This window comes from Paracoccus sp. L-17, from assembly GCF_056857655.1.
In genome coordinates, this window is sequence record NZ_JBSXNM010000045.1 from 178,965 (window position 1) to 200,496 (window position 21,532).

General features: G+C 65.8%; 24 protein-coding genes. 12 read left to right on the top strand and 12 right to left on the bottom strand.

The genetic code is table 11. The features are described 5' to 3' along the window. Window positions 1–27: 27 nt before the first annotated feature. The gene (gene metG / locus AC13CR_RS16750; protein WP_292977993.1) at window positions 28–1,746 is read right to left on the bottom strand and encodes a methionine--tRNA ligase; all 1,719 of its coding nucleotides are present in this window, start codon (window positions 1,744–1,746) and stop codon (window positions 28–30) included. Between the two features lie 447 nt (window positions 1,747–2,193). On the opposite strand from metG, the gene nudC reads away from it, so the two are divergent. Then, window positions 2,194–3,156: an NAD(+) diphosphatase gene (gene nudC, locus AC13CR_RS16755; protein WP_292954297.1), complete on the top strand. Its 963-nt coding sequence runs from the start codon at window positions 2,194–2,196 to the stop codon at window positions 3,154–3,156. Here the strand turns inward: nudC and AC13CR_RS16760 are convergent. Beyond that, window positions 3,153–3,497, bottom strand: a complete 345-nt coding sequence (locus AC13CR_RS16760) for an MliC family protein (RefSeq protein ID WP_292954294.1) — start codon at window positions 3,495–3,497, stop codon at window positions 3,153–3,155. The genes nudC and AC13CR_RS16760 overlap by 4 nt on opposite strands. A gap of 147 nt (window positions 3,498–3,644) precedes the next feature. Here AC13CR_RS16760 and AC13CR_RS16765 point away from each other — a divergent pair, with 147 nt between their 5' ends. After that, window positions 3,645–4,706: a mechanosensitive ion channel family protein gene (locus tag AC13CR_RS16765; protein WP_292954291.1), complete on the top strand. Its 1,062-nt coding sequence runs from the start codon at window positions 3,645–3,647 to the stop codon at window positions 4,704–4,706. Window positions 4,707–4,903: 197 nt separating this feature from the next. Here the strand turns inward: AC13CR_RS16765 and AC13CR_RS16770 are convergent, their stop codons facing one another. After that, entirely contained in the window at window positions 4,904–5,488 is a 585-nt protein-coding gene (locus AC13CR_RS16770) for a GcrA family cell cycle regulator (protein WP_292954288.1), read from the bottom strand. A gap of 117 nt (window positions 5,489–5,605) precedes the next feature. Between AC13CR_RS16770 and AC13CR_RS16775 the strand changes: the two genes are divergently transcribed. The 4 genes from AC13CR_RS16775 to argF all read left to right on the top strand — a co-directional run bounded on the left by AC13CR_RS16775 (window position 5,606) and on the right by argF (window position 9,264). After that, entirely contained in the window at window positions 5,606–6,424 is an 819-nt protein-coding gene (locus AC13CR_RS16775; protein WP_292954285.1) for an ABC transporter permease, read from the top strand. A gap of 156 nt (window positions 6,425–6,580) precedes the next feature. Beyond that, window positions 6,581–7,750: an aspartate aminotransferase family protein gene (locus AC13CR_RS16780; protein ID WP_292954282.1), complete on the top strand. Its 1,170-nt coding sequence runs from the start codon at window positions 6,581–6,583 to the stop codon at window positions 7,748–7,750. Then, window positions 7,743–8,219, top strand: coding sequence for a GNAT family N-acetyltransferase (locus tag AC13CR_RS16785; RefSeq protein ID WP_292954279.1), 477 nt, complete (start codon window positions 7,743–7,745; stop codon window positions 8,217–8,219). The genes AC13CR_RS16780 and AC13CR_RS16785 overlap by 8 nt, the downstream gene beginning before the upstream one ends. A gap of 118 nt (window positions 8,220–8,337) precedes the next feature. Continuing rightward, entirely contained in the window at window positions 8,338–9,264 is a 927-nt protein-coding gene (gene argF, locus AC13CR_RS16790) for an ornithine carbamoyltransferase (protein ID WP_292954276.1), read from the top strand. Window positions 9,265–9,484: 220 nt separating this feature from the next. Here the strand turns inward: argF and AC13CR_RS16795 are convergent, their stop codons facing one another. Next, entirely contained in the window at window positions 9,485–11,080 is a 1,596-nt protein-coding gene (locus tag AC13CR_RS16795) for a phosphoenolpyruvate carboxykinase (RefSeq protein ID WP_292954273.1), read from the bottom strand. Between the two features lie 207 nt (window positions 11,081–11,287). Here AC13CR_RS16795 and AC13CR_RS16800 point away from each other — a divergent pair, with 207 nt between their 5' ends. From AC13CR_RS16800 to AC13CR_RS16825, 6 genes are all read left to right on the top strand, one after another. Beyond that, window positions 11,288–11,701: an HPr kinase/phosphorylase gene (locus tag AC13CR_RS16800; RefSeq protein ID WP_292954270.1), complete on the top strand. Its 414-nt coding sequence runs from the start codon at window positions 11,288–11,290 to the stop codon at window positions 11,699–11,701. Between the two features lie 27 nt (window positions 11,702–11,728). Beyond that, window positions 11,729–12,724 carry an RNase adapter RapZ gene (rapZ, locus tag AC13CR_RS16805; RefSeq protein WP_292954267.1) on the top strand — a complete coding sequence of 332 codons (996 nt, stop codon included), beginning with the start codon at window positions 11,729–11,731 and terminating at the stop codon, window positions 12,722–12,724. Continuing rightward, window positions 12,721–13,131, top strand: a complete 411-nt coding sequence (locus AC13CR_RS16810; protein ID WP_292954264.1) for a PTS sugar transporter subunit IIA — start codon at window positions 12,721–12,723, stop codon at window positions 13,129–13,131. Before rapZ ends, AC13CR_RS16810 begins: the two co-directional genes overlap by 4 nt. After that, window positions 13,128–13,406, top strand: coding sequence for an HPr family phosphocarrier protein (locus AC13CR_RS16815; RefSeq protein WP_292954261.1), 279 nt, complete (start codon window positions 13,128–13,130; stop codon window positions 13,404–13,406). The genes AC13CR_RS16810 and AC13CR_RS16815 overlap by 4 nt, the downstream gene beginning before the upstream one ends. Before the next feature lie 9 nt (window positions 13,407–13,415). After that, window positions 13,416–14,030, top strand: coding sequence for a TetR/AcrR family transcriptional regulator (locus tag AC13CR_RS16820; protein WP_292954258.1), 615 nt, complete (start codon window positions 13,416–13,418; stop codon window positions 14,028–14,030). 85 nt (window positions 14,031–14,115) lie between these two features. Next, window positions 14,116–14,526 (top strand): DUF2852 domain-containing protein, encoded by a 411-nt coding sequence (locus AC13CR_RS16825; protein WP_414692146.1) that lies wholly within the window; start codon window positions 14,116–14,118, stop codon window positions 14,524–14,526. A 69-nt stretch (window positions 14,527–14,595) separates the two neighbouring features. On the opposite strand, the gene betC is transcribed toward AC13CR_RS16825, so the two are convergent. The 8 genes from betC to AC13CR_RS16865 form a co-directional block, all read right to left on the bottom strand. Continuing rightward, window positions 14,596–16,089, bottom strand: coding sequence for a choline-sulfatase (gene betC / locus AC13CR_RS16830; RefSeq protein ID WP_446236513.1), 1,494 nt, complete (start codon window positions 16,087–16,089; stop codon window positions 14,596–14,598). After that, window positions 16,086–17,027: a choline ABC transporter substrate-binding protein gene (gene choX / locus AC13CR_RS16835; RefSeq protein WP_292954252.1), complete on the bottom strand. Its 942-nt coding sequence runs from the start codon at window positions 17,025–17,027 to the stop codon at window positions 16,086–16,088. Before choX ends, betC begins: the two co-directional genes overlap by 4 nt. 81 nt (window positions 17,028–17,108) lie before the next feature. After that, complete coding sequence (locus AC13CR_RS16840; protein WP_292977991.1) at window positions 17,109–17,984, bottom strand: 3-hydroxybutyryl-CoA dehydrogenase; 876 nt, start codon at window positions 17,982–17,984, stop codon at window positions 17,109–17,111. 113 nt (window positions 17,985–18,097) lie between these two features. Next, on the bottom strand, window positions 18,098–19,024 hold the full coding sequence (locus tag AC13CR_RS16845) for an electron transfer flavoprotein subunit alpha/FixB family protein (protein WP_292977990.1): 927 nt from the start codon (window positions 19,022–19,024) through the stop codon (window positions 18,098–18,100). Further along, complete coding sequence (locus AC13CR_RS16850) at window positions 19,024–19,782, bottom strand: electron transfer flavoprotein subunit beta/FixA family protein (RefSeq protein WP_292954241.1); 759 nt, start codon at window positions 19,780–19,782, stop codon at window positions 19,024–19,026. The genes AC13CR_RS16845 and AC13CR_RS16850 overlap by 1 nt, the downstream gene beginning before the upstream one ends. A gap of 126 nt (window positions 19,783–19,908) precedes the next feature. Continuing rightward, window positions 19,909–20,481 carry a cob(I)yrinic acid a,c-diamide adenosyltransferase gene (locus AC13CR_RS16855; protein ID WP_446232238.1) on the bottom strand — a complete coding sequence of 191 codons (573 nt, stop codon included), beginning with the start codon at window positions 20,479–20,481 and terminating at the stop codon, window positions 19,909–19,911. Next, complete coding sequence (locus tag AC13CR_RS16860; RefSeq protein ID WP_292954235.1) at window positions 20,481–20,681, bottom strand: twin transmembrane helix small protein; 201 nt, start codon at window positions 20,679–20,681, stop codon at window positions 20,481–20,483. Before AC13CR_RS16860 ends, AC13CR_RS16855 begins: the two co-directional genes overlap by 1 nt. Before the next feature lie 27 nt (window positions 20,682–20,708). After that, window positions 20,709–21,530 carry an SDR family NAD(P)-dependent oxidoreductase gene (locus tag AC13CR_RS16865; protein ID WP_292954232.1) on the bottom strand — a complete coding sequence of 274 codons (822 nt, stop codon included), beginning with the start codon at window positions 21,528–21,530 and terminating at the stop codon, window positions 20,709–20,711. Window positions 21,531–21,532 lie beyond the last annotated feature (2 nt).

Below are 21,532 nucleotides of genomic sequence, written 5' to 3' on the forward strand. Positions count from 1 at the left end.
TCGGTCTCCTGATGCCGGGCGCGGGGTTCAGGCCCGCGCGCCCCTGAAACGATCGGCCCATTCGGCGCGCTGATCGTCGGTGATCTTGGCGAAAAGCACGTCGGGCACGGTGAAGGCATGGCCTGCGGGAAGGGTTTCAAGCGCCTGTGCCACGTCGCCCGGCCAATCGGTCTGGTCCGTCTGCATCGCCTCCAGCATCGCGCGGGCGGCGAAGGGGATGAACGGGGCCGACAGGACCGCATGGAACCGGATCAGGTTCAGCCCCAGACGCACCTGCATCGCGGCCTGTTCGGGATCGGTCTTGAAGCTGGCCCAGGGCGCGGCGGTTTGCAGGTATTCGTTGCCCAGAACCCAGATCGCGCGCAGTTCGGCCGCGGATTTGCGGACCTCCATGCGTGACATGGCGTCCTCGTAGGCGCGCAGGCGCGTGGTCAGCGCGGCGATCAGGTTCTGTTCGGGCTGGCCAAAGCTGCCGCCTCCGGGAACCGCCTCGCCGAACTTTGCCCGACAGAACTTGGTCACGCGGCTGACGAAATTGCCCAGCACGTCGGCCAGATCCTTGTTCACCGATTGCTGGAAATTCTCCCAGGTGAATTCGCTGTCGCCGGATTCGGGGGCATGGGACAGCAGCCACCAGCGCCAGTAATCGGCCGGCAGGATGTCCAGTGCGTGATCCATGAAGACGCCCCGGCCCTGGCTGGTCGAGAACTGGCCGCCGTCATAGGTCAGGTAATTGAACGACTTGATATAGTCGACCATCTTCCACGGCTCACCCGCGCCGATCTGGGTCACCGGAAAGCTGAGAGTGTGGAAAGGCACGTTATCCTTGCCCATGAACTGGGTATAGGTCACGTCGTCGGCGCCCTCGTCGGTGCGCCACCAGGCGCGCCACTCGGCCTCGGTGCGATCATTGGCATCGGCCCATTCGGCAGTCGCGGCGATATATTCGATGGGGGCGTCGAACCAGACATAGAAGACCTTGCCCTCCATACCCGGCCAGTCCTGATCGCCGCGCTTGACCGGCACGCCCCATGACAGGTCGCGGGTGATACCGCGATCCTGCAACCCGTCGCCGTCGTTCAGCCATTTCCTGGCAATCGAGGTCGTCAGGATCGGCCAGTCCTTCTTGCTGTCGATCCATTCGGCAATCTCGCCCTTCAGCGCGGATTGGCGCAGATAGAGGTGCTTGGTCTCGCGCACTTCCAGATTGGTGCTGCCGCTGATGGCGCTGCGCGGGTCGATCAGGTCGGTCGGATCAAGCTGCTTGGTGCAGTTCTCGCACTGGTCGCCACGGGCCTTGTCATAACCGCAATTGGGGCAGGTACCCTCGATATAGCGGTCGGGCAGGAAGCGGCCGTCATCGATGGAATAGACCTGTTTTTCCGCGACTTCGCGGATATAGCCGTTATCGGCCAGCTTGCCCGCGAAATGCTGTGTCAGGCGTCGGTTCCGGTCGCTGGAGGAGCGACCGTAATGATCGAAGCTGAGGCCGAAGCCCCTGGCCAGATCCGCCTGGATCCGGTGCATCCGGGCGCAATACCGGGCGACCGGCTCGCCCGTCTTGGCGGCGGCCAATTCGGCCGGCGTGCCGTGTTCGTCGGTGGCGCAGATGAACATCACCTCGTGGCCGCGCGCACGCAGATAGCGGGCATAGAGATCGGCGGGCAGCTGCGATCCGACGAGATTGCCCAGATGCTTGATACCGTTGATATAGGGCAGGGCAGAGGTGATGAGATGGCGGGCCATGGGGTTGCGTCCTTGTCAGTCGGCGCCGTATCTAGCCCCGTTGCAGGACGATTGAAAGCGGCGAGCGTGGCAGCCCGGTCACCGGCAGGGCGTTGCGCGGCGATGGCGCGAACCGGCCAGCATTCGCGGGGTGCCGCACCGCTCAGAGCGCGCACAGGCGGTGCACAGGGCGTACACAGCGGATGCACCGCCTGCGGCGTTGCACGCGGTTCCGGCACAGGGGCGGACATGCGGGCATGACGGGCGCCTTGCGCGGGTGTCGTTCGAAGGCGCGCAAGATCTGCTGCCGGCGCCGTCGCGCGCGGAACGCGCGCATTCGGCCCAGCGGCAGCGACCGGGCCGGGTCTGGCCCGGCCCGCCCCGCCTTCCCGATCGCCCTGCGTGGCGGGCCGGGCGCGTCGCGACTGTGTTCTTGCGGGGCGCATCCGCAGGGTGCAGGGTCGCGCCATGATCCCCGAATCCGAAGTCACCTTTGCCGGCAGTTTTCTGGATCGCGCCGACCGGCTGCGCGGCGATGGCGCCGGGATCGCCCGGATGCTGTCGCGCACCGATACCCTGGTGCTGCCGTTCTGGCGTGGCAAGCCGCTGTTCGACCTGACACCGACCGGGCCGCGCCTCGCCTGGCTGCCGGCGAGCGATGATCTGGTCGCGGATTGTCCCGAACCGCTGGTGTTCATGGGCCTGGATATGGCCGGGACCGCGCATTTCGCCGCCGATGTCTCATATCTGGCGCCGCCCGACCATCCGCCTGCCGAATTCATCGACCGCCACACTCTGGATCTGTCGCAGACGCGGAAATTCATCGACCTGCGCGCGATCATGGCCGAGATCGACCATCGCGATGCCGGGATCGCGGCGGCCGCCAAGGGCATCTTCGAATGGCGGCTGACGCATGGCTTCTGCGCCCGTTGCGGCGCCCGCAATCGTGTCAGCCATGCCGGCTGGCGGTTCGAGTGCCCCGCCTGCGGTCGGCAGCATTTCCCGCGCACCGATCCGGTGGTGATCATGCTGGTTCTGGACGGCGACCGGGTTCTTCTGGGTCGTCAGTCGCTGTGGCCCGAGCGGATGTATTCGCTGCTGGCGGGCTTTGTCGAGCCGGGCGAGACGGTCGAGGAGGCGGTGCGCCGCGAGGTGATGGAGGAGGCCGGGATCACGGTGGGCGCGGTGCGCTATGTCACCTCGCAGCCCTGGCCCTTTCCGGCCTCGCTGATGATCGGCTGCGTGGCGCGCGCCGAGAGCCGCGCGATCACACTGGATCCGACCGAACTGGAGGACGCGATCTGGGTTCCCCGGAACCAGATCGCCGAGGCGCTGGAGGGCCGCCACGACCGGATCGCGCCGGCCCGCAAGGGGGCGGTTGCGCAGGTCATCCTGCGCGCCTGGGTGCAAGGGCAGATCGAGCCGATCTAGGCGCCATCGCGGGTCCTGCAGCTCCGGGCGTCGCCGTCCCGCATGGCGTTGCGCAGGCTGGCCTGGTCGCCCTTGATCCACCATTCGTATTCGCCCGCGACATAGCGCGCGCCCGAGGCCGATATGACGTTGACGAACAGACGTTCCTCGCCGTCGAGGCGCAGCAGGGCGAGGCGGTTGGGTCCGGCATTGACATATTGCACCGCGATCGTGCCGCCATCGTCGCAGATATAGCGGGCTGGAACGACTTCGGCGTCCTCGCCCAGGGGCAGGGACAAGGCCGGTGCCGCCTGCGCCGGGGCGGCAAGAACCAGCAGCAGAAACAATGCGGGGCGGGGCATGGCGGACTCCGTTCTTCCGGTTCGGGGATGGTGTCCTGCTTTGGCCGGGCGGGCAAGCGGTGCGGATTGCGTCCGGTCGGTCGCCGCGCGGGCCGGGCAGGGTCGGGAACCAGAGCCGTCCCGATCCGCTTTATCCAGGGCAGAAGAATGAACGGGGCGGCGGGGCGGATGGATCAACTGGGTGCGATCGGCACGAATTTCGGTGGTCTCGTCGAAAAGCTGCAAAGCTGGATCAACGGTTTCATCTCGCTGATTCCGAACCTGATCGCCGCCAGCGTCCTGTTTCTCGTGGCCTGGCTTGTCTCGGTCCTGGTGACCTGGTCGATCCGCAAGACGCTGGTCCGCCACGACCGCCCGGCGCTGGCCAATGTCGGCGGCTCGCTGGTCGGCTGGGCGATCATCGTGCTGGGCTTTCTGCTGGCGATGACGGTGGTGCTGCCCTCGCTGAAACCCGGCGACATGCTGGCCGGGCTTGGCATCGGTTCTGTCGCGATCGGTTTTGCCTTCAAGGACATCCTGCAAAACATGCTGTCGGGCATCCTGATCCTGCTGCAGCGCCCTTTCAAGGTCGGCGACCAGATCGAGGCGGGCGGTCACGAAGGCACGGTCGAGGATATCCAGACCCGCGCCACGATGATCCGGACCTATGACAATCGCCGCGTCGTCATTCCCAATTCGCAGGTCTATACGAATTCGGTGGTCGTCAACACGGCCTATGACAAGCGGCGGTCGGATTACGATGTGGGAATCGGCTATGCCGACGACTGGGACCGCGCCAGGGCCGTGATCCTCGAGGCGGTTTCGGTTGTCGAGGGTGTCGCTGACGAACCCGCCGCCGAAGCCCTGCCCTGGGGAATCGACGAAAGCCAGCTGACGATGCGGGTGCGCTGGTGGACCGATCCGGTCCGCACCAACGTGGTTCATACGCAGGCGCGGGTCATTCAGGCGATTTCGACCGCGTTGGACGAGGCCGCCATCGACATGCCCTATCCGACCAATGTCGTGCTGTTGCACGACCAGACCGAGGAAACGGACGGCACGCGAGGCGCGCAGCGCGAGGGCTGGCCCGCCGGGGACAAGCCGCCGCAATCCCGGCAGAAGGTCGAGATGAAGGCCCGCGCAAGGCGCGACCGCGCGATGGCACCGCCACGAAGCGGACATGAGGATGGTGACAGCGGCGCCGCGCCGGAAGACGGCGACGCCATCTGAGCCGTCAGAATCGCTTGCGGCGTGGGCGTCTGCCACCGCGAAGTGCCGCCGCGCAGCGACAGCGGATGCGAGCGCCGCGCCAGGGATCGGAAAAAACCGTCCTTGCCGTGGATCGGCGTTTCTGGGAAAGCCCGTCGATCGGGGAAGGGCCGATCAAGTCACCCAGCCGGAACGGGATTATCCGGGCCGGCCTGGCTTCAGCGACGCCGATCCCGGCGCGAGCTCATCGGCTGGAAGGCAACGCCGACATGCGCCTCGCAATAGGGTTTGCCGGCCTGGGCGGGCAGGCCGCAGAACCAGAATTTCTCGGTCGCGGGATCGCCGATCGGCCATTTGCAGGTCCGCTCGGTCAATTCCATCAGGGTCAGCCTGCGGGCCTTCTTTTCGACCTCGCGGACCGAGGCCAGCGCCTCGGGGCTGATCTCGTTGGCCGAGGGCTGCGGCGGCAGGGGCTGGCCGGCCGGCACGATGGTGCGGCGCGGCTGCGGCGTATAGGCGGGCTGGGTCGAGGGTTCATCGGCCGGTTCGGCCCTTGCCTCTGCGGGTTCCGGCACCGGTTCGGGCCGGGGCGCGGCGGGCTTTTTCTCGGCCTTCCTGTCGGGCTCGGCGGTGGCCGGGGCGGGCTCGGCCTCGTCGATGCGGTTCGACAGCCCGAGGCGATGGACCTTGCCGATCACCGCGTTGCGCGTGACGCCGCCCAGTTCCTTGGCGATGGCGCTGGCCGACTGGCCCTCGCCCCACATGCGCTTGAGCGTCTCGACACGATCATCGGTCCAGGACATGACTGCCTTTCCGGGCGGGTCCGGCCCGCCACCCCATCTTGAAACATCCGGTTGGTCCCGTCACAAACGGGATGCCGAGATTTAGACCCCGGCAGACCGGAATTCAAGGACCGCGCGATGCCCAAGGACATGATGACCACCCGGCCCGCCATGGGCGTGCGCCGTTTCGGGCGTGTCAACTGGCTGGGTTTTCGCACTCTGGCGACCCGCGAAGTGATGCGATTCATGGCGGTCTGGCAGCAGACGATCTTTGCGCCGCTGATGACGGCGGCGCTGTTCGTCCTGGTCTTCGCGCTGGCCCTGGGCCGCGGCCGGAGCGAGATCATGGGGCTGCCCTATCTGGAATTTCTGGGCCCCGGCATCCTGATGATGACGGTGATCCAGAATGCCTTCGCCAATACCTCGTCCTCGATCACCTCGGCCAAGGTGCAGGGAAATATCGTCGATACGCTGATGCCGCCCTTGTCGGCGGGCGAGATGCTGGCGGGCTATCTGGCCGGTTCGGTCGTGCGGGCGGGGCTGGTGGCGCTGGTCATCGGCACCGGGATGGTGATCGTCACCGGTGCCGGGATCGCCCATCCGGCCTGGGCCGCGACCTTCGTCCTGCTGGCGGCGCTGCTGCTGGGGGGCCTGGGCATCCTGGCCGGCATCATGGCACAGAAATTCGACCAGATGGCGGCGATCACCAATTTCGTCATCACGCCGCTGTCCTTCCTGTCGGGCACCTTCTATTCGGTCGAGGCCCTGCCCGAGCCGTTTCGCGGCCTGTCGCACTGGAATCCGATCTTCTATCTGATCGACGGGACGCGCTTCGGCGTCACCGGCGTCAGCGACGCGCCGGTCTGGCGCGGGTTCGCGGTCTGCGTGGTGGTCGTGGCCGCGGTTCTGGCGATCGGCTGGCGCTGGCTGAGAACCGGCTACCGGATGAAACCGTGATTGCGCGGGCCGCGATTCGGGGCTATGCGGTGGCCCATGATCGTCCGGACCGCCCGTTTCGCCCGTCCCCGACGTTGACGCACGGCCTTGCCGGGGTCCCGTCACCGTCCGATCAAGCCTGCCTTCATCTCAGTCATGCCATCCGGGGAATCCGCCATGATTTCGCACGTCCTGCCGACCTACAACCGCGCTGACATCGCCTTCGAAAGGGGTGAGGGTGCCTGGGCCATCGCCACCGACGGCACCCGATATCTGGATCTGGGCGCGGGCATCGCCGTCAACGTGCTGGGCCATGCCAATCCGGATCTGGTCGCCGCGCTGACCGCGCAGGCGGGGCGGATCTGGCATGTCTCGAACCTCTACCAGATCCCCGAACAGGAAGCTCTGGCCGATCTGCTGGTGCAAAACACCTTCGCCGATACGGTCTTCTTCACCAATTCCGGCACCGAGGCGGCGGAACTGGCGATCAAGATGGTGCGCAGATACTGGTATGAGAAGGGCGAGGACCGTCCCGAAATCCTGACCTTCGAGGGGGCCTTCCATGGCCGCTCGACCGGGGCGATCGCGGCGGCGGGGTCGGACAAGATGGTCAAGGGCTTCGGGCCGCTGATGCCCGGCTTCCGGCAACTGCCCTGGGATGACATGGACGCCCTGAGCGCCGCGATCGGCGACCGGACGGCGGCGGTGATGCTGGAGCCGGTCCAGGGCGAGGGTGGCATCCGCCCGCTGCCCGATGCCGACCTGCGCGAGATCCGCGCGCTGTGCGACCGCGCCGGCGCGCTTCTGGTGCTGGACGAGGTGCAATGCGGCATGGGTCGCACGGGGCGGCTGTTCGCGCATGAATATGCCGGCATCGCGCCCGATATCATGATGATCGCCAAGGGCATCGGCGGCGGCTTTCCGCTGGGCGCGGTTCTGGCCACCGAAAACGCCGCATCGGCCATGGTCGCGGGCAGCCATGGCTCGACCTATGGCGGCAATCCCCTGGCCTGCGCGGTCGGGGCGGCGGTGATGCGGATCGTGGCCGATCCGGCCTTTCTGGCCGAGGTCAACCGCAAGGCCGGCCTGTTCCGCCAGAAGCTGGAGGCGCTGGTCGCGGCTCATGCAGACATCTTCGAATCCGTGCGCGGGCAGGGCCTGATGCTGGGTCTGAAATGCAGGATCGCGCCAACCGATCTGGTCAAGGCGGGCTACGCCCGGCGGATCCTGACCGTGCCCGCTGCCGACAACACCCTGCGCCTGCTGCCGCCGCTGAACATCACCGACGACGAGATCGCCGAGGCGGTGACGCGGCTGGACCATGCGGCCGACAGCCTTCATGCCTGACTACGGCTTCCGTCCCGTGACCGCGGCCGATCTGCCGATGCTGGCCGAATGGCTGCGCGTTCCGCAGGTGGCACGATGGTGGCCGGACGCGGAACGCCAGCTTGCGCTGATCCGCGCGGAACGGCGGGCGGCGCCGATGCGGCAGCTGATCGCGCTGAGGGGCGACACCCCGCTTGGCTATGCGCAATGTTATCCGGCATTTCACTGGCCCGCGCCGCATTTTGCCGGCCTGCCCCAGGACAGCATCGCCCTTGACGTGTTCGGCGCGCCGGCGGGGCGGGGGCAGGGCGGGGCATGGCTGCGCGCGCTTGGCGATCTGCTGCTGCAGGACGGCTCGACCCTGGTGATCGACCCGGCCCCCGAAAACCTGCGCGCGATCCGCGCCTATGAAAAGGCCGGATTTTCGGGCCTGCGGATCGCCACCGACAGCGAAGGCCAAAGCGTCCTCGTGATGGCGCGCCGACGATAGGGGGTTTCTTCGTTGCCCCAATACCCCGGGGGGCCGCGCGCCCGCGCGGCGGGGGCGGCGCCCCCTTGACCCCGCCCTCGCAAGCGGGCTTGCTGGCCCAAATCCGAAAGAGTTCACGATGACGCATTTTCTGGACCTGAACACGACCGCCAGGGGCGATCTGCGGTCGATCATCGATCAGGCCATCGCCATGAAGACCGCCAGGGGCGGCCGTCCCAAGGGCACGCCCGACGACGATCTGCCGCTGGCCGGCCGGATGGTGGCGCTGATCTTCGAAAAGCCCTCGACCCGGACCCGCGTCAGCTTTGACATCGGCGCGCGGCAGATGGGCGGGCAGACGATGGTGCTGTCGGGCTCGGAAATGCAGCTTGGTCATGGCGAGACCATCGCGGATACCGCCCGGGTGCTGTCGCGCTATGTCGATCTGATCATGATCCGCACCTTCGAGGAAGCCACGTTGCAGGAAATGGCCGAATACGCCGATGTGCCGGTGATCAACGGGCTGACGAACCGCACCCATCCCTGCCAGATCATGTCCGACGTGATGACCTTCGAGGAGCATCGCGGCCCCATCGCGGGACGCAAGGTGGTCTGGGTGGGCGATGGCAACAACGTCTGCACCAGCGTGATCCATGCAGCCGGCCAGTTCGGCTTCGACTTCACCTTCACCGGACCGCCGCCTCTGGATCCCGATGACGCGGCGCTGGCCTTTGCGCGCGCGCAGGGCGTCGGGGTCAGCATCGAACGCGATCCGATGAAGGCGGTCGAGGGGGCCGATCTCGTCTTTGCCGATACCTGGGTCAGCATGCATGATCCGCAATCGGCGAAAGAGCGGCGTCACAACCAGTTGCGCGGCTATCAGGTGAACGAGGCGCTGATGGCACGGGCGAAACCCGATTCGCTGTTCATGCATTGCCTGCCTGCCCATCGCGAAGACGAGGTGACGAGCGCCGTCATGGACGGGCCGCATTCGGTGATCTGGGACGAGGCCGAAAACCGGCTGCACGCGCAGAAGGCGATCATGCGCTGGTGTCTGGGGGTCTGACGGCGCCGGCGCTTGCGAACCGGCGATTGCTGGATCGCGATCCGAACCGGGCTTCGGTGCCGGTGGCGGGAACGGATTTCCGGGGCGGATCCGGAAGATCCGTCAGCCGCGCGGGCAGAAGCGGGCCGCCCGGCGCGCTGCGAAAACCCCGCGCGAAGGCGCGGGGTCCGGTTTCTGCCCGCTTCTGCCGCGGATGGATCGGTGCCGGGCGCCGTTCGGATCAGCCGATGGCGGCGGCGCGCACATCCTCGTCGATGCCGGGCAGGTATTGCGCGAAATTGTCGCTGAACATCTGCACCAGTTTCGCGGCCTGCCGGTCATAGGCCGTGCCGTCCGCCCAGGTCTGGCGCGGATCCAGCAGGCTGTCCCTGACGCCGGGGACCGAGACCGGCACGTCGAAGCCGAAATTGGGATCCTTGCGGAATTGCGCCGTATTCAGGCTGCCATCCAGCGCCGCCGCCAGCAATGCGCGCGTCGCGGCGATGGGCATCCGCGATCCGGTGCCGAAGGCGCCGCCCGTCCAGCCCGTATTGACCAGCCAGCAGCTGGCGCCGTGCCGGCCGATCCTGTCGGCCAGTAGCCTGCCATAGACCTCGGGGCGGCGCGGCATGAACGGCGCGCCGAAGCAGGTCGAGAAGGTCGGGATCGGCTCGGTCACGCCGACCTCGGTGCCGGGGGTCTTGGCGGTGAAACCCGACAGGAAATGATACATCGCCTGCGCCGGGCTCAGCCGCGCGATCGGCGGCAGCACGCCATAGGCGTCGCAGGTCAGCATGATGACGTTCTTCGGATGCCCGCCAAGGCTGGTCTTCGAGGCGTTCGAGATCGCCTCCAGCGGATAGGCGCAGCGCATGTTGTCGGTGATCGAATTGTCCTGGAAATCCAGTTCCAGCGTGAGGGGATCGAAAACCATGTTCTCGATCACCGTGCCGAAGCGCGCGGTGGTGGCGTGGATCTCGGGTTCGGCCTCGGGGGACAGGTTGATCGTCTTGGCGTAGCACCCGCCCTCGAAATTGAAGATGCCGCGATCCGACCAGCCATGTTCGTCGTCGCCGATCAGGGCCCGCGACGGGTCGGCCGACAGCGTGGTCTTGCCGGTGCCCGACAGGCCGAAGAAGATCGCGCTGTCGGTGGGATCGCCCGGCGCGTGATTGGCGCTGCAATGCATCGGCATGATGCCCTTTTCGGGCAGCAGGTAGTTCAGCAGCGTGAAGACCGACTTCTTGTTCTCGCCCGCATAGGCGGTGCCGCCGATCAGGATCAGTTTCTTGTGAAGGTTCAGCGCGATCACCGTGCCGCCGCGGCAGCCATGCCGATCGGGGTCGGCGGTGAAGCCGGGGCAGTTGATGATGGTGAATTCGGGCGTGAAGCCGTCCAGTTCCGCTGCCTCGGGGCGACGCAGCAGGTGGCGGATGAACAGCCCGTGCCACGCCAGTTCGGTGATCACCCGAACATCCAGACGCAGATCGGGATCGGCGCCGGCGAACAGATCCTGCACGAAATAATCGCGCCCCTGCATATGGGCCAGCATGTCATGGTGCAGCCGGTCGAAGGCGTCAGGCGCCATCGCCGCGTTGTTGTCCCACCAGATCGAGTCCTCGACATCGGGGGTGCGGACCACGAACTTGTCCTTGGGCGAACGTCCGGTATGTGCCCCGGTCGAGACCAGGAACGCGCCGCCAAGGCCCAGGCGGCCTTCGCCGCGCACGACCGCCTCGGTGATCAGCGCCGGTTCCGGCAGGTTGTAGTAAACCCTCCCAAGCCCCTCGATACCCTGATCCTCCAGCCGGCATTTCGGATTGACGCGCGTGGTCATCTTTGGACGCTCCTGCTTTTCCTTGATCCGCGACGCTTTCGTGACGCCGTTCTGACCGGCTATAGCACGCGGTCGAAAGCGGAAAAGACGCGAGCGCAAACGGTTAGCGCAAACGCAAAATGTTATCGCCAACAATGCAGAATATGCAGGACCGGGGACGGAAAATTAACCCTTTCCGAGCCAGAATGACGGAGAGGAGTGATTCGAATGACGCAGATGCACGCCACGACCGTGGCCCTGAGAGGGCGGGGGCTGCTGATCCTGGGGCCGTCCGGCAGCGGAAAATCCACGCTGGCGCTGCAACTGATGGCCGTCGGAGCGCGACTGGTGGCCGACGACCGGACCGATCTGACGGCGCAGGGGGATGATGTCGTGGCAAGCTGCCCCGCCGCGCTGGTCGGCACGATCGAGGCACGCGGCGTGGGGCTGCTGGCGGCCCCGCCGCATGGTCCCGTCCGGCTGTCGCTGGTCGTCGATCTGGCGCAGGAGGGCGTGGCACGCTTGCCAGACTGCACGACCTATCCGCTGCTTGGCAGGGCCTTGCCACTTGTGCCGGGGCCCTATCGATCGCATCTTTATGCTGCATTGCGGCAGTATCTGCTGTTCGGACGGCGGCAATGACGCGACGGAAAGGAAGTCTGACACCCGATGGCTGAGGATCTCGATCTGGCGGAAGACCGCGACGGCCCCCGGACAGCCGACGCGCAGAGGCTGGTTCTGGTGACCGGTCCGTCCGGGGCCGGTCGCTCGACCGCGATCAACGCGCTTGAGGATATGGGCTTCGAGGCGATCGACAACCTGCCGCTGTCGCTGATCCCGCGTCTGCTTGACGGTCCCAGCCGGCCCGAACCTCTGGCCCTGGGGCTGGATGTCCGAAATCGCGATTTCTCATCGGCCAACGTGATCGAACTGATCGACCGGCTGACCCGCGATCCGCGCTATGCGCCCGAGGTTCTCTATCTGGATTGCGACCCCGACGTGCTGGTGCGCCGCTATAACGAAACCCGCCGCCGCCATCCGCTGACGCCGGACAGCGCGCCGCTGGGCGGGGTCACGGCCGAGGTCGATCTGTTGCAGCCGATCCGGGCGCGGGCCGATGTCCTGGTCGATACCTCGGAATTGTCTCCCCATGACCTGAAGGCCGAACTGACCCGCTGGTTCGATGTGCGGCAGGGGCGGCGGCTCAGCGTGTCGCTGCATTCCTTCAGCTACAAGCGCGGCGTGCCGCGCGGCGTGGACATGATGTTCGATTGCCGGTTCTTGTCCAATCCGCATTGGCAGCCGGAACTGCGCGCGTTGACGGGTCTGGACCGTCAGGTGCAGGATTTCGTCCGGGACGACGAGCGATTCGCAGAGTTCTTCCAGCGCGTGCGCGAGTTGATCCTGTTTCTGCTTCCGGCACATATAGAAGAAGGCAAGACGCACCTGGCGGTGGGTTTCGGATGCACCGGAGGGAAACATCGTTCCGTCACAATGGCTGAATTGATGGCGCTTGCGCTTGCAGAGGCCGGTTGGCCGGTGTCAATAAGACACAGGGAACTGGAACGCCGCAACCCGACGTCTCTCTCCGCCGCCGAGCTTGGCCGTCAGGCCGCGACCGGCGAAGCAGAGACGCAGGCAGCAGAATTTGGTAGGTTGCGTTGATCGGTATTGTCATCGTGGCGCATGGCGGGTTGGCGCGGGAATATCTGTCCGCCGTCGAACATGTGGTCGGGCCGCAGACGGGAATCGCGGCGGTCGCGATCGAGGATAATCACGATCGTGGCGCCAAGATGACCGAAATCCGGCAGGCCGCCGACGCGGTCGATGACGGCAACGGGGTGGTGGTGGTGACCGATCTTTTCGGCGGGTCGCCCTCGAACCTGTCTCTGCCGGCCTGCGCGGTGCATGACCGCACGATCCTTTACGGCGCCAATCTGCCGATGCTGGTCAAGCTGGCCAAGACCCGCCACCTGCCGGTCAGGGATGCGGTGGCCTTTGCCAAGGAGGCCGGACGCAAATACATCAATTCCTACACCGTGCCGCTGGAAGCCGCCCTGGGGACCCGATGAGCGGCAAGGTCACGCGGGAATTGTCGATCATCAACGAAAAGGGCCTTCATGCGCGGGCCAGCGCGAAATTCGTCGATGTGGTCGAACGTTTCGATGCGCAGGCGCAGGTCGAAAAGGACGGGATTTGCGTGGCCGGTGATTCGATCATGGGACTGCTGATGCTGACCGCGCCGCGCGGAAGCCGCATCACCGTGACCACCTCGGGACCGGAGGCGGCGGCGCTGGCCGATGCGCTTGAGGCGCTGATCGGCGATTATTTCGGCGAAGGCATGTAGGCCGCAGCCGTGGCCGACCGCAAAACCTATCACCACGGCAATCTGCGTCAGGCCCTGGTCGAGGCCACCGCCGCCCTGATCGAGGAATTGGGACCGCAGGCCTTTGCCCTGACCGAGGCTGCGCGCCGCGCCGGTGTTTCGCCGGCCGCCCCCTATCGGCATTTCAAGGGCCGCGAAGATCTGCTGGAAGAGGTCGCGCGGCAGGGTTTCGTCGAATTCGCCGGCCGGCTGGAGGCCGCTTTCGACGAAGGCCGGCCCAAGGCGCTGACCGCGTTTCTGCGCATGGGTCAGGCCTATCTGGATTTCGCGGCCGATCGGCCCGGCTATTACATGGCGATGTTCGAATCCGGCATCTCGATTGCCGGCAATGCCGATCTGGCCAAGGCGTCCGAACGGGCGCAGGGGGTGCTGCTGCGCGCCGCCGGCACGCTGGCCGAGCGTCTGCCCGAAGATCGCCGCCCGCCCGCGCGGATGGTGGCGAACCATATCTGGGCGATGAGCCACGGCGTGGTCGAACTGTTCTCGCGCGGCAAGCCCGGCGGACGCAGCCCGGTCGAGCCTTCGGCGATGCTGGAAAGTGGCGTCATCATCTATCTGCGCGGGCTGGGCCTGATCCCCGAGTGATTTTTCCCCAGGCCTCTCTTGACGCCGCGGGTTTCGCGCCCATCTATGTAAATGTGATTAACATTAACATGGAGGGATCACAAAGATGCAGAGCGCATCACCGCAAATCACCGCCTATTCGATGGCGCAGCGTGGCCCCGGTCTCTTGCGACGAGGTCGCGACTGGCTGGATGAACGCGGCCGCGTGGCCTGGATCGTCGCCATGATCCTGGGCTTCGTTGCCTTCTGGCCGATCGGGCTGGCTATCCTCGTCTACATGATCTGGAGCAAACGCATGTTCGGATGCAGTCAACGCAGCCATCGCGGCTATCGCCCGCGCCACTACGCGGCCCCCACCGGAAATTCGGCTTTCGACGCCTATCGCGAAGAAACGCTGAAGCGGCTGGAGGAAGAGCATGGAGAGTTCATGGATTTCCTGCAAAAGCTGCGGGAGGCCAAGGACAAGGCCGAATTCGATCAGTTCATGCAACAGCGCCGTCCGAAGACGGAGGAATGATCCCGCGTGAGGTCGGGGGCCGGGACGTCCGGCCCCTGATCGCCGACAGCGCCTGCGCGGATCGGTGGATCACTCGCCGCGCGGAAAACGCTTGTTCTCTTCCAGCACGTTCAGATCCATGTGGTTGCGCATGTATCGTTCGGAGGCCTGCATCAGCGGCTGGTAGTCCCACGGATAATACGCGCCGTTGCGCAGGGCCTCATAGACGATCCAGCGTCGTGCCTGACTTTGCCGAACCTCGGAATCATAGGCATCCAGATCCCAGCGATCCCGCGCCATCGCCCGCAAGTGCTGAAAGGTTGCGGCATGGGCCGGATCGCCCGCCAGATTGACGCGCTCGTCCGGATCGGTCTGCAGATCGAACAATTGTTCGGGATCGGCCTTGCAGGCGGTGTATTTCCAGCCGCCGTCGCGGATCGCGATCAGCGGGGTTATACTGCCCTCGGCCGCGTATTCGATCGGCACCGGGTTGCGCGACGCGCCGCCATCGGCCAGCGATTCGCCATCGGTCCAGGGCGCGATCTCGTCCATCGGCAGTCCTGCCAGATCGCAAAGAGTCGGCAGCACGTCGATGGTGCTGACCGGGCGATCCACACGCCCCGGCTGCATCGACGGCGCCGCGATCATCAGCGGAACGCGCGCCGAGCCTTCGTAAAAGCTCATCTTGAACCACAGCCCGCGTTCGCCCAGCATGTCGCCATGATCGGACAGGAACAGGATGATCGCCTCCTGTCGCGTGCGTTCCAGCACGTCCAGAACCTCGCCGATCTTGTCGTCGATATAGCTGATATTGGCGAAATAACCCTGGCGCGCGCGGCGGATGTCGCGATCGGTGATGTCGAATTCTCGCCAGTCGCAGGCATCCATCAATCGCTGTGAATGCGCGTCCTGATCCTGATAGGCGATGGCCTCTGGCGCGGCCAGTTCCGGCGCCCCGTCATAGAGATCCCAGTATTTGCGCCGTGCGACATAGGGGTCATGCGGGTGGGTGAAGCTGACGGTCAGACACCACGGCCGGTCATCCTGCCCGCGCGACAGGTCGTAAAGCTTGCGGCAGGCATTATAGGCGACCTCGTCGTCATATTCGTACTGGTTGGTGATCTCGGCCACGCCCGCGCCGGTGACCGAGCCCAGATTGTGATACCACCAATCGATCCGTTCGCCCGGCTTGCGGTAATTCGGCGTCCAGCCGAAATCGGCCGGGTAGATGTCGGTGGTCAGCCGTTCCTCGAACCCGTGCATCTGGTCGGGCCCGACGAAATGCATCTTGCCCGACAGGCAGGTCTGATAGCCCGCCCGCCGCAGATGATGGGCATAGGTCGGAATGTCCGAGGCGAATTCGGCCGCATTGTCGTAGACCCGCGTGCGGCGGGGCAACTGGCCGGACATGAAGCTGGCCCGCCCCGGCGCGCAAAGCGGGCTGCCCGTATAGGCATTGGCAAACCGGGTTGATCTGTCGGCCAGCCGGCGCAGGTGAGGCGTATGCAGGAAATCGGCGGGGCCGTCGGGGAAAAACACCCCCGACAGCTGATCCGCCATCAGGATCAGGATATTGGGCTTCACTTGCTCACCGCAGCCATGACCGCCTTGTCGCCGGGCTGACCATCCAGCGTGGTCACGCCGTCCAGCCATGTCGCCGCGACGTCGGGATTGGCGGCGATCCATTCCTTCGCGGCCTGCCGGCCATCCATCCCGTCGTTCAGGATCTTGCCCATCAGGACATTTTCCATCGGCACGTCGAAGACAAGCTGGCTGAACAGTTTTGCGGCGTTGGGGCAGGCTTCGACCCATTCGGAGCGGGCCAGCGTGTGCACCGTGGCGCCCCCGAAATCCGGTCCGAATTGTTCGTCTCCGCCCGACAGGTAGGTGATGTCGATGGCCTCGTTCATCGGATGGGGCGCCCAGGCCAGGAAGACCGTGGGCTTGCCCGCATTCTCGTTGCGGCCGACCTGAGCCAGCATGGCCTGTTCGCCCGATTCGACCAGCGTCCAGTCGCCCAGCCCGAATGCGTCGGCGTCAATCATCGCCTGGATCGACTGGTTCGCCGGCGCACCGGGCTCGATGCCATAGATCTTGCCGTCGAATTCGTCCTTGCGGGCATCGAGATCGGCAAAATCCTTTACGCCGGCGGCGGCGCCGGGCTTGTTCACCGCCAGGGTGAACTTGGCGCCTTCGAGGTTCCGGGCCAGTTCCTCGATCTGGCCGGTCTGGTCCAGATCGTCGCGGAATTTCTGCTGCGCGGGCATCCAGTTGCCCAGGAACAGGTCGGTGTCGCCGTTCTTCAGCGCCTCATAGCCAACCGGCACCGACAGCGTGGCGATCTTGGGCGTATAGCCCAATGCCTCCAGCAGCACCGCCGCGACGCCGTTGGTGGCGGTAATGTCGGTCCAGCCGGGATCGGAATAGCGCACCGTCTTGCAGGTCGCGGGGTCGTCGGCCAGAACAGGCGTGGCCACGGCCGCCAGCAGCAGCGCGAGGGTGGTTGTCTTCGGAATCGTCATGGGTTTGCCTTCCTGTCAGGTTTCTGATTGTCTGCGCAGTCCAGCGTCAGCCGAGACTTCTTGCGCGTCAGGAAACGACGCTCAGCGTGTCGGAACGGGCGTTTCGCCGCGATAGTCGTAAAAGCCGCGGCCGGTCTTGCGGCCCAGCCAGCCGGCCTCGACATATTTCGTCAGCAGAGGGCAGGGACGGTATTTCGTGTCGGCCAGCCCGTCATGCAGCACATTCATGATCGCAAGGCAGGTATCCAGCCCGATGAAATCGGCCAGTTCCAGCGGTCCCATCGGATGGTTCGCGCCCAGTTTCATCGATTCGTCGATGGATTTGACCGATCCCACCCCCTCGTACAGCGTATAGACCGCCTCGTTGATCATCGGCATCAGGATGCGGTTGACGATGAAGGCGGGAAAATCCTCGGCGCTGGCGGCGGTCTTGCCCAGCGTCCTGACGACCTCGTGCAGCAGATCGAAAGTGGCCTGGTCGGTGGCGATGCCGCGGATCAGTTCGACCAATTGCATGACCGGAACCGGATTCATGAAGTGGAAGCCCATGAATTTCTCGGGCCGGTCGGTGCGGCTGGCCAGTCGCGTGATCGAGATCGAGGACGTGTTCGAGGTCAGGATCGTCTCGGGCTTCAGGTGCGGCTGAAGGTCTTCGAAAATGGCCTGCTTGACGGTCTCGCGTTCGGTCGCGGCCTCGATCACCAGGTCGGTCCGGCCCAGATCGGCCAGACGAAGCGTGGTCGTGATGCGCCCCATCGCAGCCTTCTTGTCCTCGGCCGAAATCCTGTCGCGACCGACCTGACGTTCGAGATTCCGGTCGATCAGGGACAGGGCCTTGTCCAGGGCATCCGGGCTGATGTCGTTCAGCACCACATCATAGCCCGCGAGGGCGAAGACATGGGCGATGCCGTTGCCCATCTGGCCCGCGCCGATGATTCCAACCGTCTCGATCGCCATTCTCGCCTCGTTTCCTGACCGGCGCGACGATAGGGCGGGCGCGGTCATGCTGCAATGCAAAACCGCCCCCGGCGGGGGGCGGTTGTTTGGGTATTTGGGCAACGGAGAGGCTGCTACAGCTTTTCCGTCAATTCGGGCACGATCTGGAACAAATCGCCCACCAGGCCGTAATCGGCGATCTGGAAGATCGGGGCTTCCTCGTCCTTGTTGATCGCGACGATGACCTTGCTGTCCTTCATGCCCGCAAGATGCTGGATCGCGCCCGAGATGCCGACGGCGACATAGAGTTCCGGCGCCACCACCTTGCCGGTCTGACCGACCTGCCAGTCGTTCGGGGCATAGCCCGAATCGACGGCCGCGCGCGATGCGCCGACGGCGGCGCCCAGCTTGTCGGCCAGGGCCTCGATGATGGCGAAATCGTCCCTGGACCCCACGCCGCGGCCGCCCGAGACGACACGCCCGGCCGAGGTCAGTTCTGGCCGGTCGCTTTCGGCGACCTCGTCGCCGACCCATTTCGACAGGCCCGGATCCTCGGCGGCGCCGATCGCCTCGACCGGGGCGCTGTTGCCGTCGCCTGCCGCGTCGAAGCTGGCGGTGCGGATGGTCATCACCTTCTTGGCGTCCCTGGATTTCACCGTCTGGATCGCGTTGCCGGCATAGACCGGGCGTTCGAACGTGTCGGCATCGATCACCGCCGAGACGTCCGGGATCACCATCGCATCCAGCAGCGCCGCGACGCGCGGCATGATGTTCTTGGCATCCGTCGTGGCAGGCGCGGCGATGTGGCTGTAATCCCCGGCCAGCGACACCAGCAGCGCCGCCGCCGGTTCGGCGAGACGGTGGCCGTAAAGCGCATCCTCGGCCACCAGCACCCTGGCCACGCCGTCTATCGTCGCGGCCTCGTCGCCCGCGGCCCTCGCCTGGGCGCCGGCGCAAAGCACCGTGACCTCGCCCAGGGATTTCAGCGCGCCCACGGCCTTGGCCGTCGCGTCGCGGCTCAGTTCGCCATTCGTGACTTCACCCAGCAGAAGAACAGCCATCACACGACCCCCGCTTCTTTCAGTTTCGCAACCAGTTCGTCGACCGAATCGACCTTGATCCCGGCCTTGCGGCCCTCGGGTTCGCGGGTCGACACGATCTCGAGCCGGGGCGAGACATCGACGCCGTAATCGGCGGCCGTCTTTTCGTCCAGCGGCTTCTTCTTGGCCTTCATGATGTTGGGAAGGCTGGCATAGCGCGGCTCGTTCAGGCGCAGATCGGCGGTGACGATCGCGGGCAGCCTGACCTCGATGGTCTGCAACCCGCCATCGACCTCGCGGGTGACCTTCGCGCTGTCGCCCTCGATCTCGAGCTTGCTGGCAAAGGTCGCCTGGCTCCAGCCAAGCAGCGCCGCCAGCATCTGGCCGGTGGCGTTCATGTCGTTGTCGATCGCCTGCTTGCCGGCGATGACCAGCTTCGGCTGCTCCTCGTCGATCACGGCTTTCAGGATCCTGGCCACGGCCAGCGGCTCGATATCCTGGTGCACGTCCTCGGCGGCCACGACCAGGATCGCCCGGTCGGCGCCCATCGCCAAGGCCGTGCGCAGCGTCTCGGCCGCCTGCTTGACGCCGATGCTGACGGCCACGACCTCATCGGCCGCGCCCTTTTCCTTCAGCCGGATCGCTTCTTCGACCGCGATCTCGTCGAAGGGGTTCATCGACATCTTCACATTGGCCAGATCGACCCCGGATCCATCGGCTTTCACACGGGCCTTGACGTTGTAGTCGATCACCCGCTTCACCGGCACGAGAACCTTCATGTGGCTGCTCTCCCTTGGTTGCGTCCTTCGTCGGGGCCAAGTGTTAGCGGCTGGTCCCGCCCGGGAACAGCCGAAAAACGGCTTCCGACGCTGCGTTTGCGCCCGACTTGTATCGTCGGGCGGTGTCTATCTGCTGGCGCCCGGAACCCACAGGATATCCTCGGTTCCGCCGCCATTAGCCTGACGGGCGGCGACGAACAGCCAGTCCGACAGGCGGTTCAGGTAGCGGATGGCCGCCGGATTGGCATCGCCCGTCGCCGCCAGGGCGGTCGCGCAGCGTTCCGCGCGGCGGGCCACAGTGCGCGACAGGTGCAGATGCGCCGCAAGGGCGGAACCGCCTGGCAGGATGAAGCTGCGCAAGGGTTGCAGATCGTCGTTCATGTCGTCGATCTGGGTTTCGAGGCGCGCGACCTGCGCGTCGATGATCCGCAGCACGGGATGATCCGCCTGATCGTCCGCCCCGATATCCGGCCGCGACAGGTCCGCGCCCAGATCGAACAGGTCGTTCTGGATCATGGCCAGACGGTCGGCCATGCCATCGGCCGCGTGCAGGCGGCACAGGCCCAGGGTCGCGTTCAGTTCGTCCACGGTGCCGTAGGCGGCGACGCGGGCGTCATGTTTTGCCACCCTGCTGCCATCGGACAGGGCGGTTTCGCCCTTGTCGCCGGTGCGGGTGTAGATCCGGTTCAGGACAACCATCAGCGCGACCTCAGCCAGATGAACAGCAGGATCAGGGCAACGGCGATCGCCTGGCCGATGATCCGCCATCGCATCAGGCGATTGCCGTGCTTGCGGTTGAATTCGCCGCCGCGCGCGAAACCGCCGATCCCGGTGGCGAGGATGCCCAGCACCACCAGCATCGCCAGCACCACGATATAGAAGAGAGGTCCGTCCCGCATGAGCTTGTCCACCTTTCGGGCGCGACCCTAGCCCCGGCGGGCAAACCAGTCCAGAGCCCGCGTGGGCATCAGCCGCCGCCCGAAGCCCGAGATCCATGTCGGCGTCGTGACATAGTAGCGCGGGCGCGGCCTGTCCGAGGTCAGCGCATGGACGATCCTGTCGCTGACCGCCGAGGGCGGCAATTCGAACCGATCCTTGCCCGCGGGTTCATAGAGCCGCTTGAGCAGGCTTGCGCGGTATTGATCGGCGCGGGGGCTGTCCTGCCAGTTCACCCAACGCTCGAAATGGGGGATGGCGTTTTCGCGGATGCGGCTGGCGATCGGGCCGGGCTCGATCAGGATCACGCGGATGCCGGTGCCCTGCATTTCCAGCCGCAGCACGTCGGTCAGGCCCTCCAGCGCGAATTTCGTCGCTACATAGGGGCCGCGCCAGGGAATGCCGATCAGCCCGAGGACGGAACTGATATTGACGATCCGCCCGACGCCGCGCCGGCGGAAATGGGGGATCAGGCGAACGCTCAGATCGTGGGTGCCGAACAGGTTTGTCTCGAAGATCGCGCTCAGGGCGCCGCGCGGCATGTCCTCGACCGCGCCGGGCAGGGCGAAGGCGGCGTTGTTGACAAGCGCGTCCACTGGGCCGCCCGACAGCACGTCCGCGACCAGCGCCCGGACGCTGTCCGGATCCGCCAGTTCCAGGTGGTGGCATTCCATCCCTTCGGCCTGGCGGGCGCTGATGTCGCCGGGTTTGCGGCAGGTGGCCACGACCTGCCAGCCTTCCTGCTGCATCCGACGCGCGGCATCCAGACCGATGCCGGACGAACAGCCGGTGATCAGCACCCGTCCCGCCATGA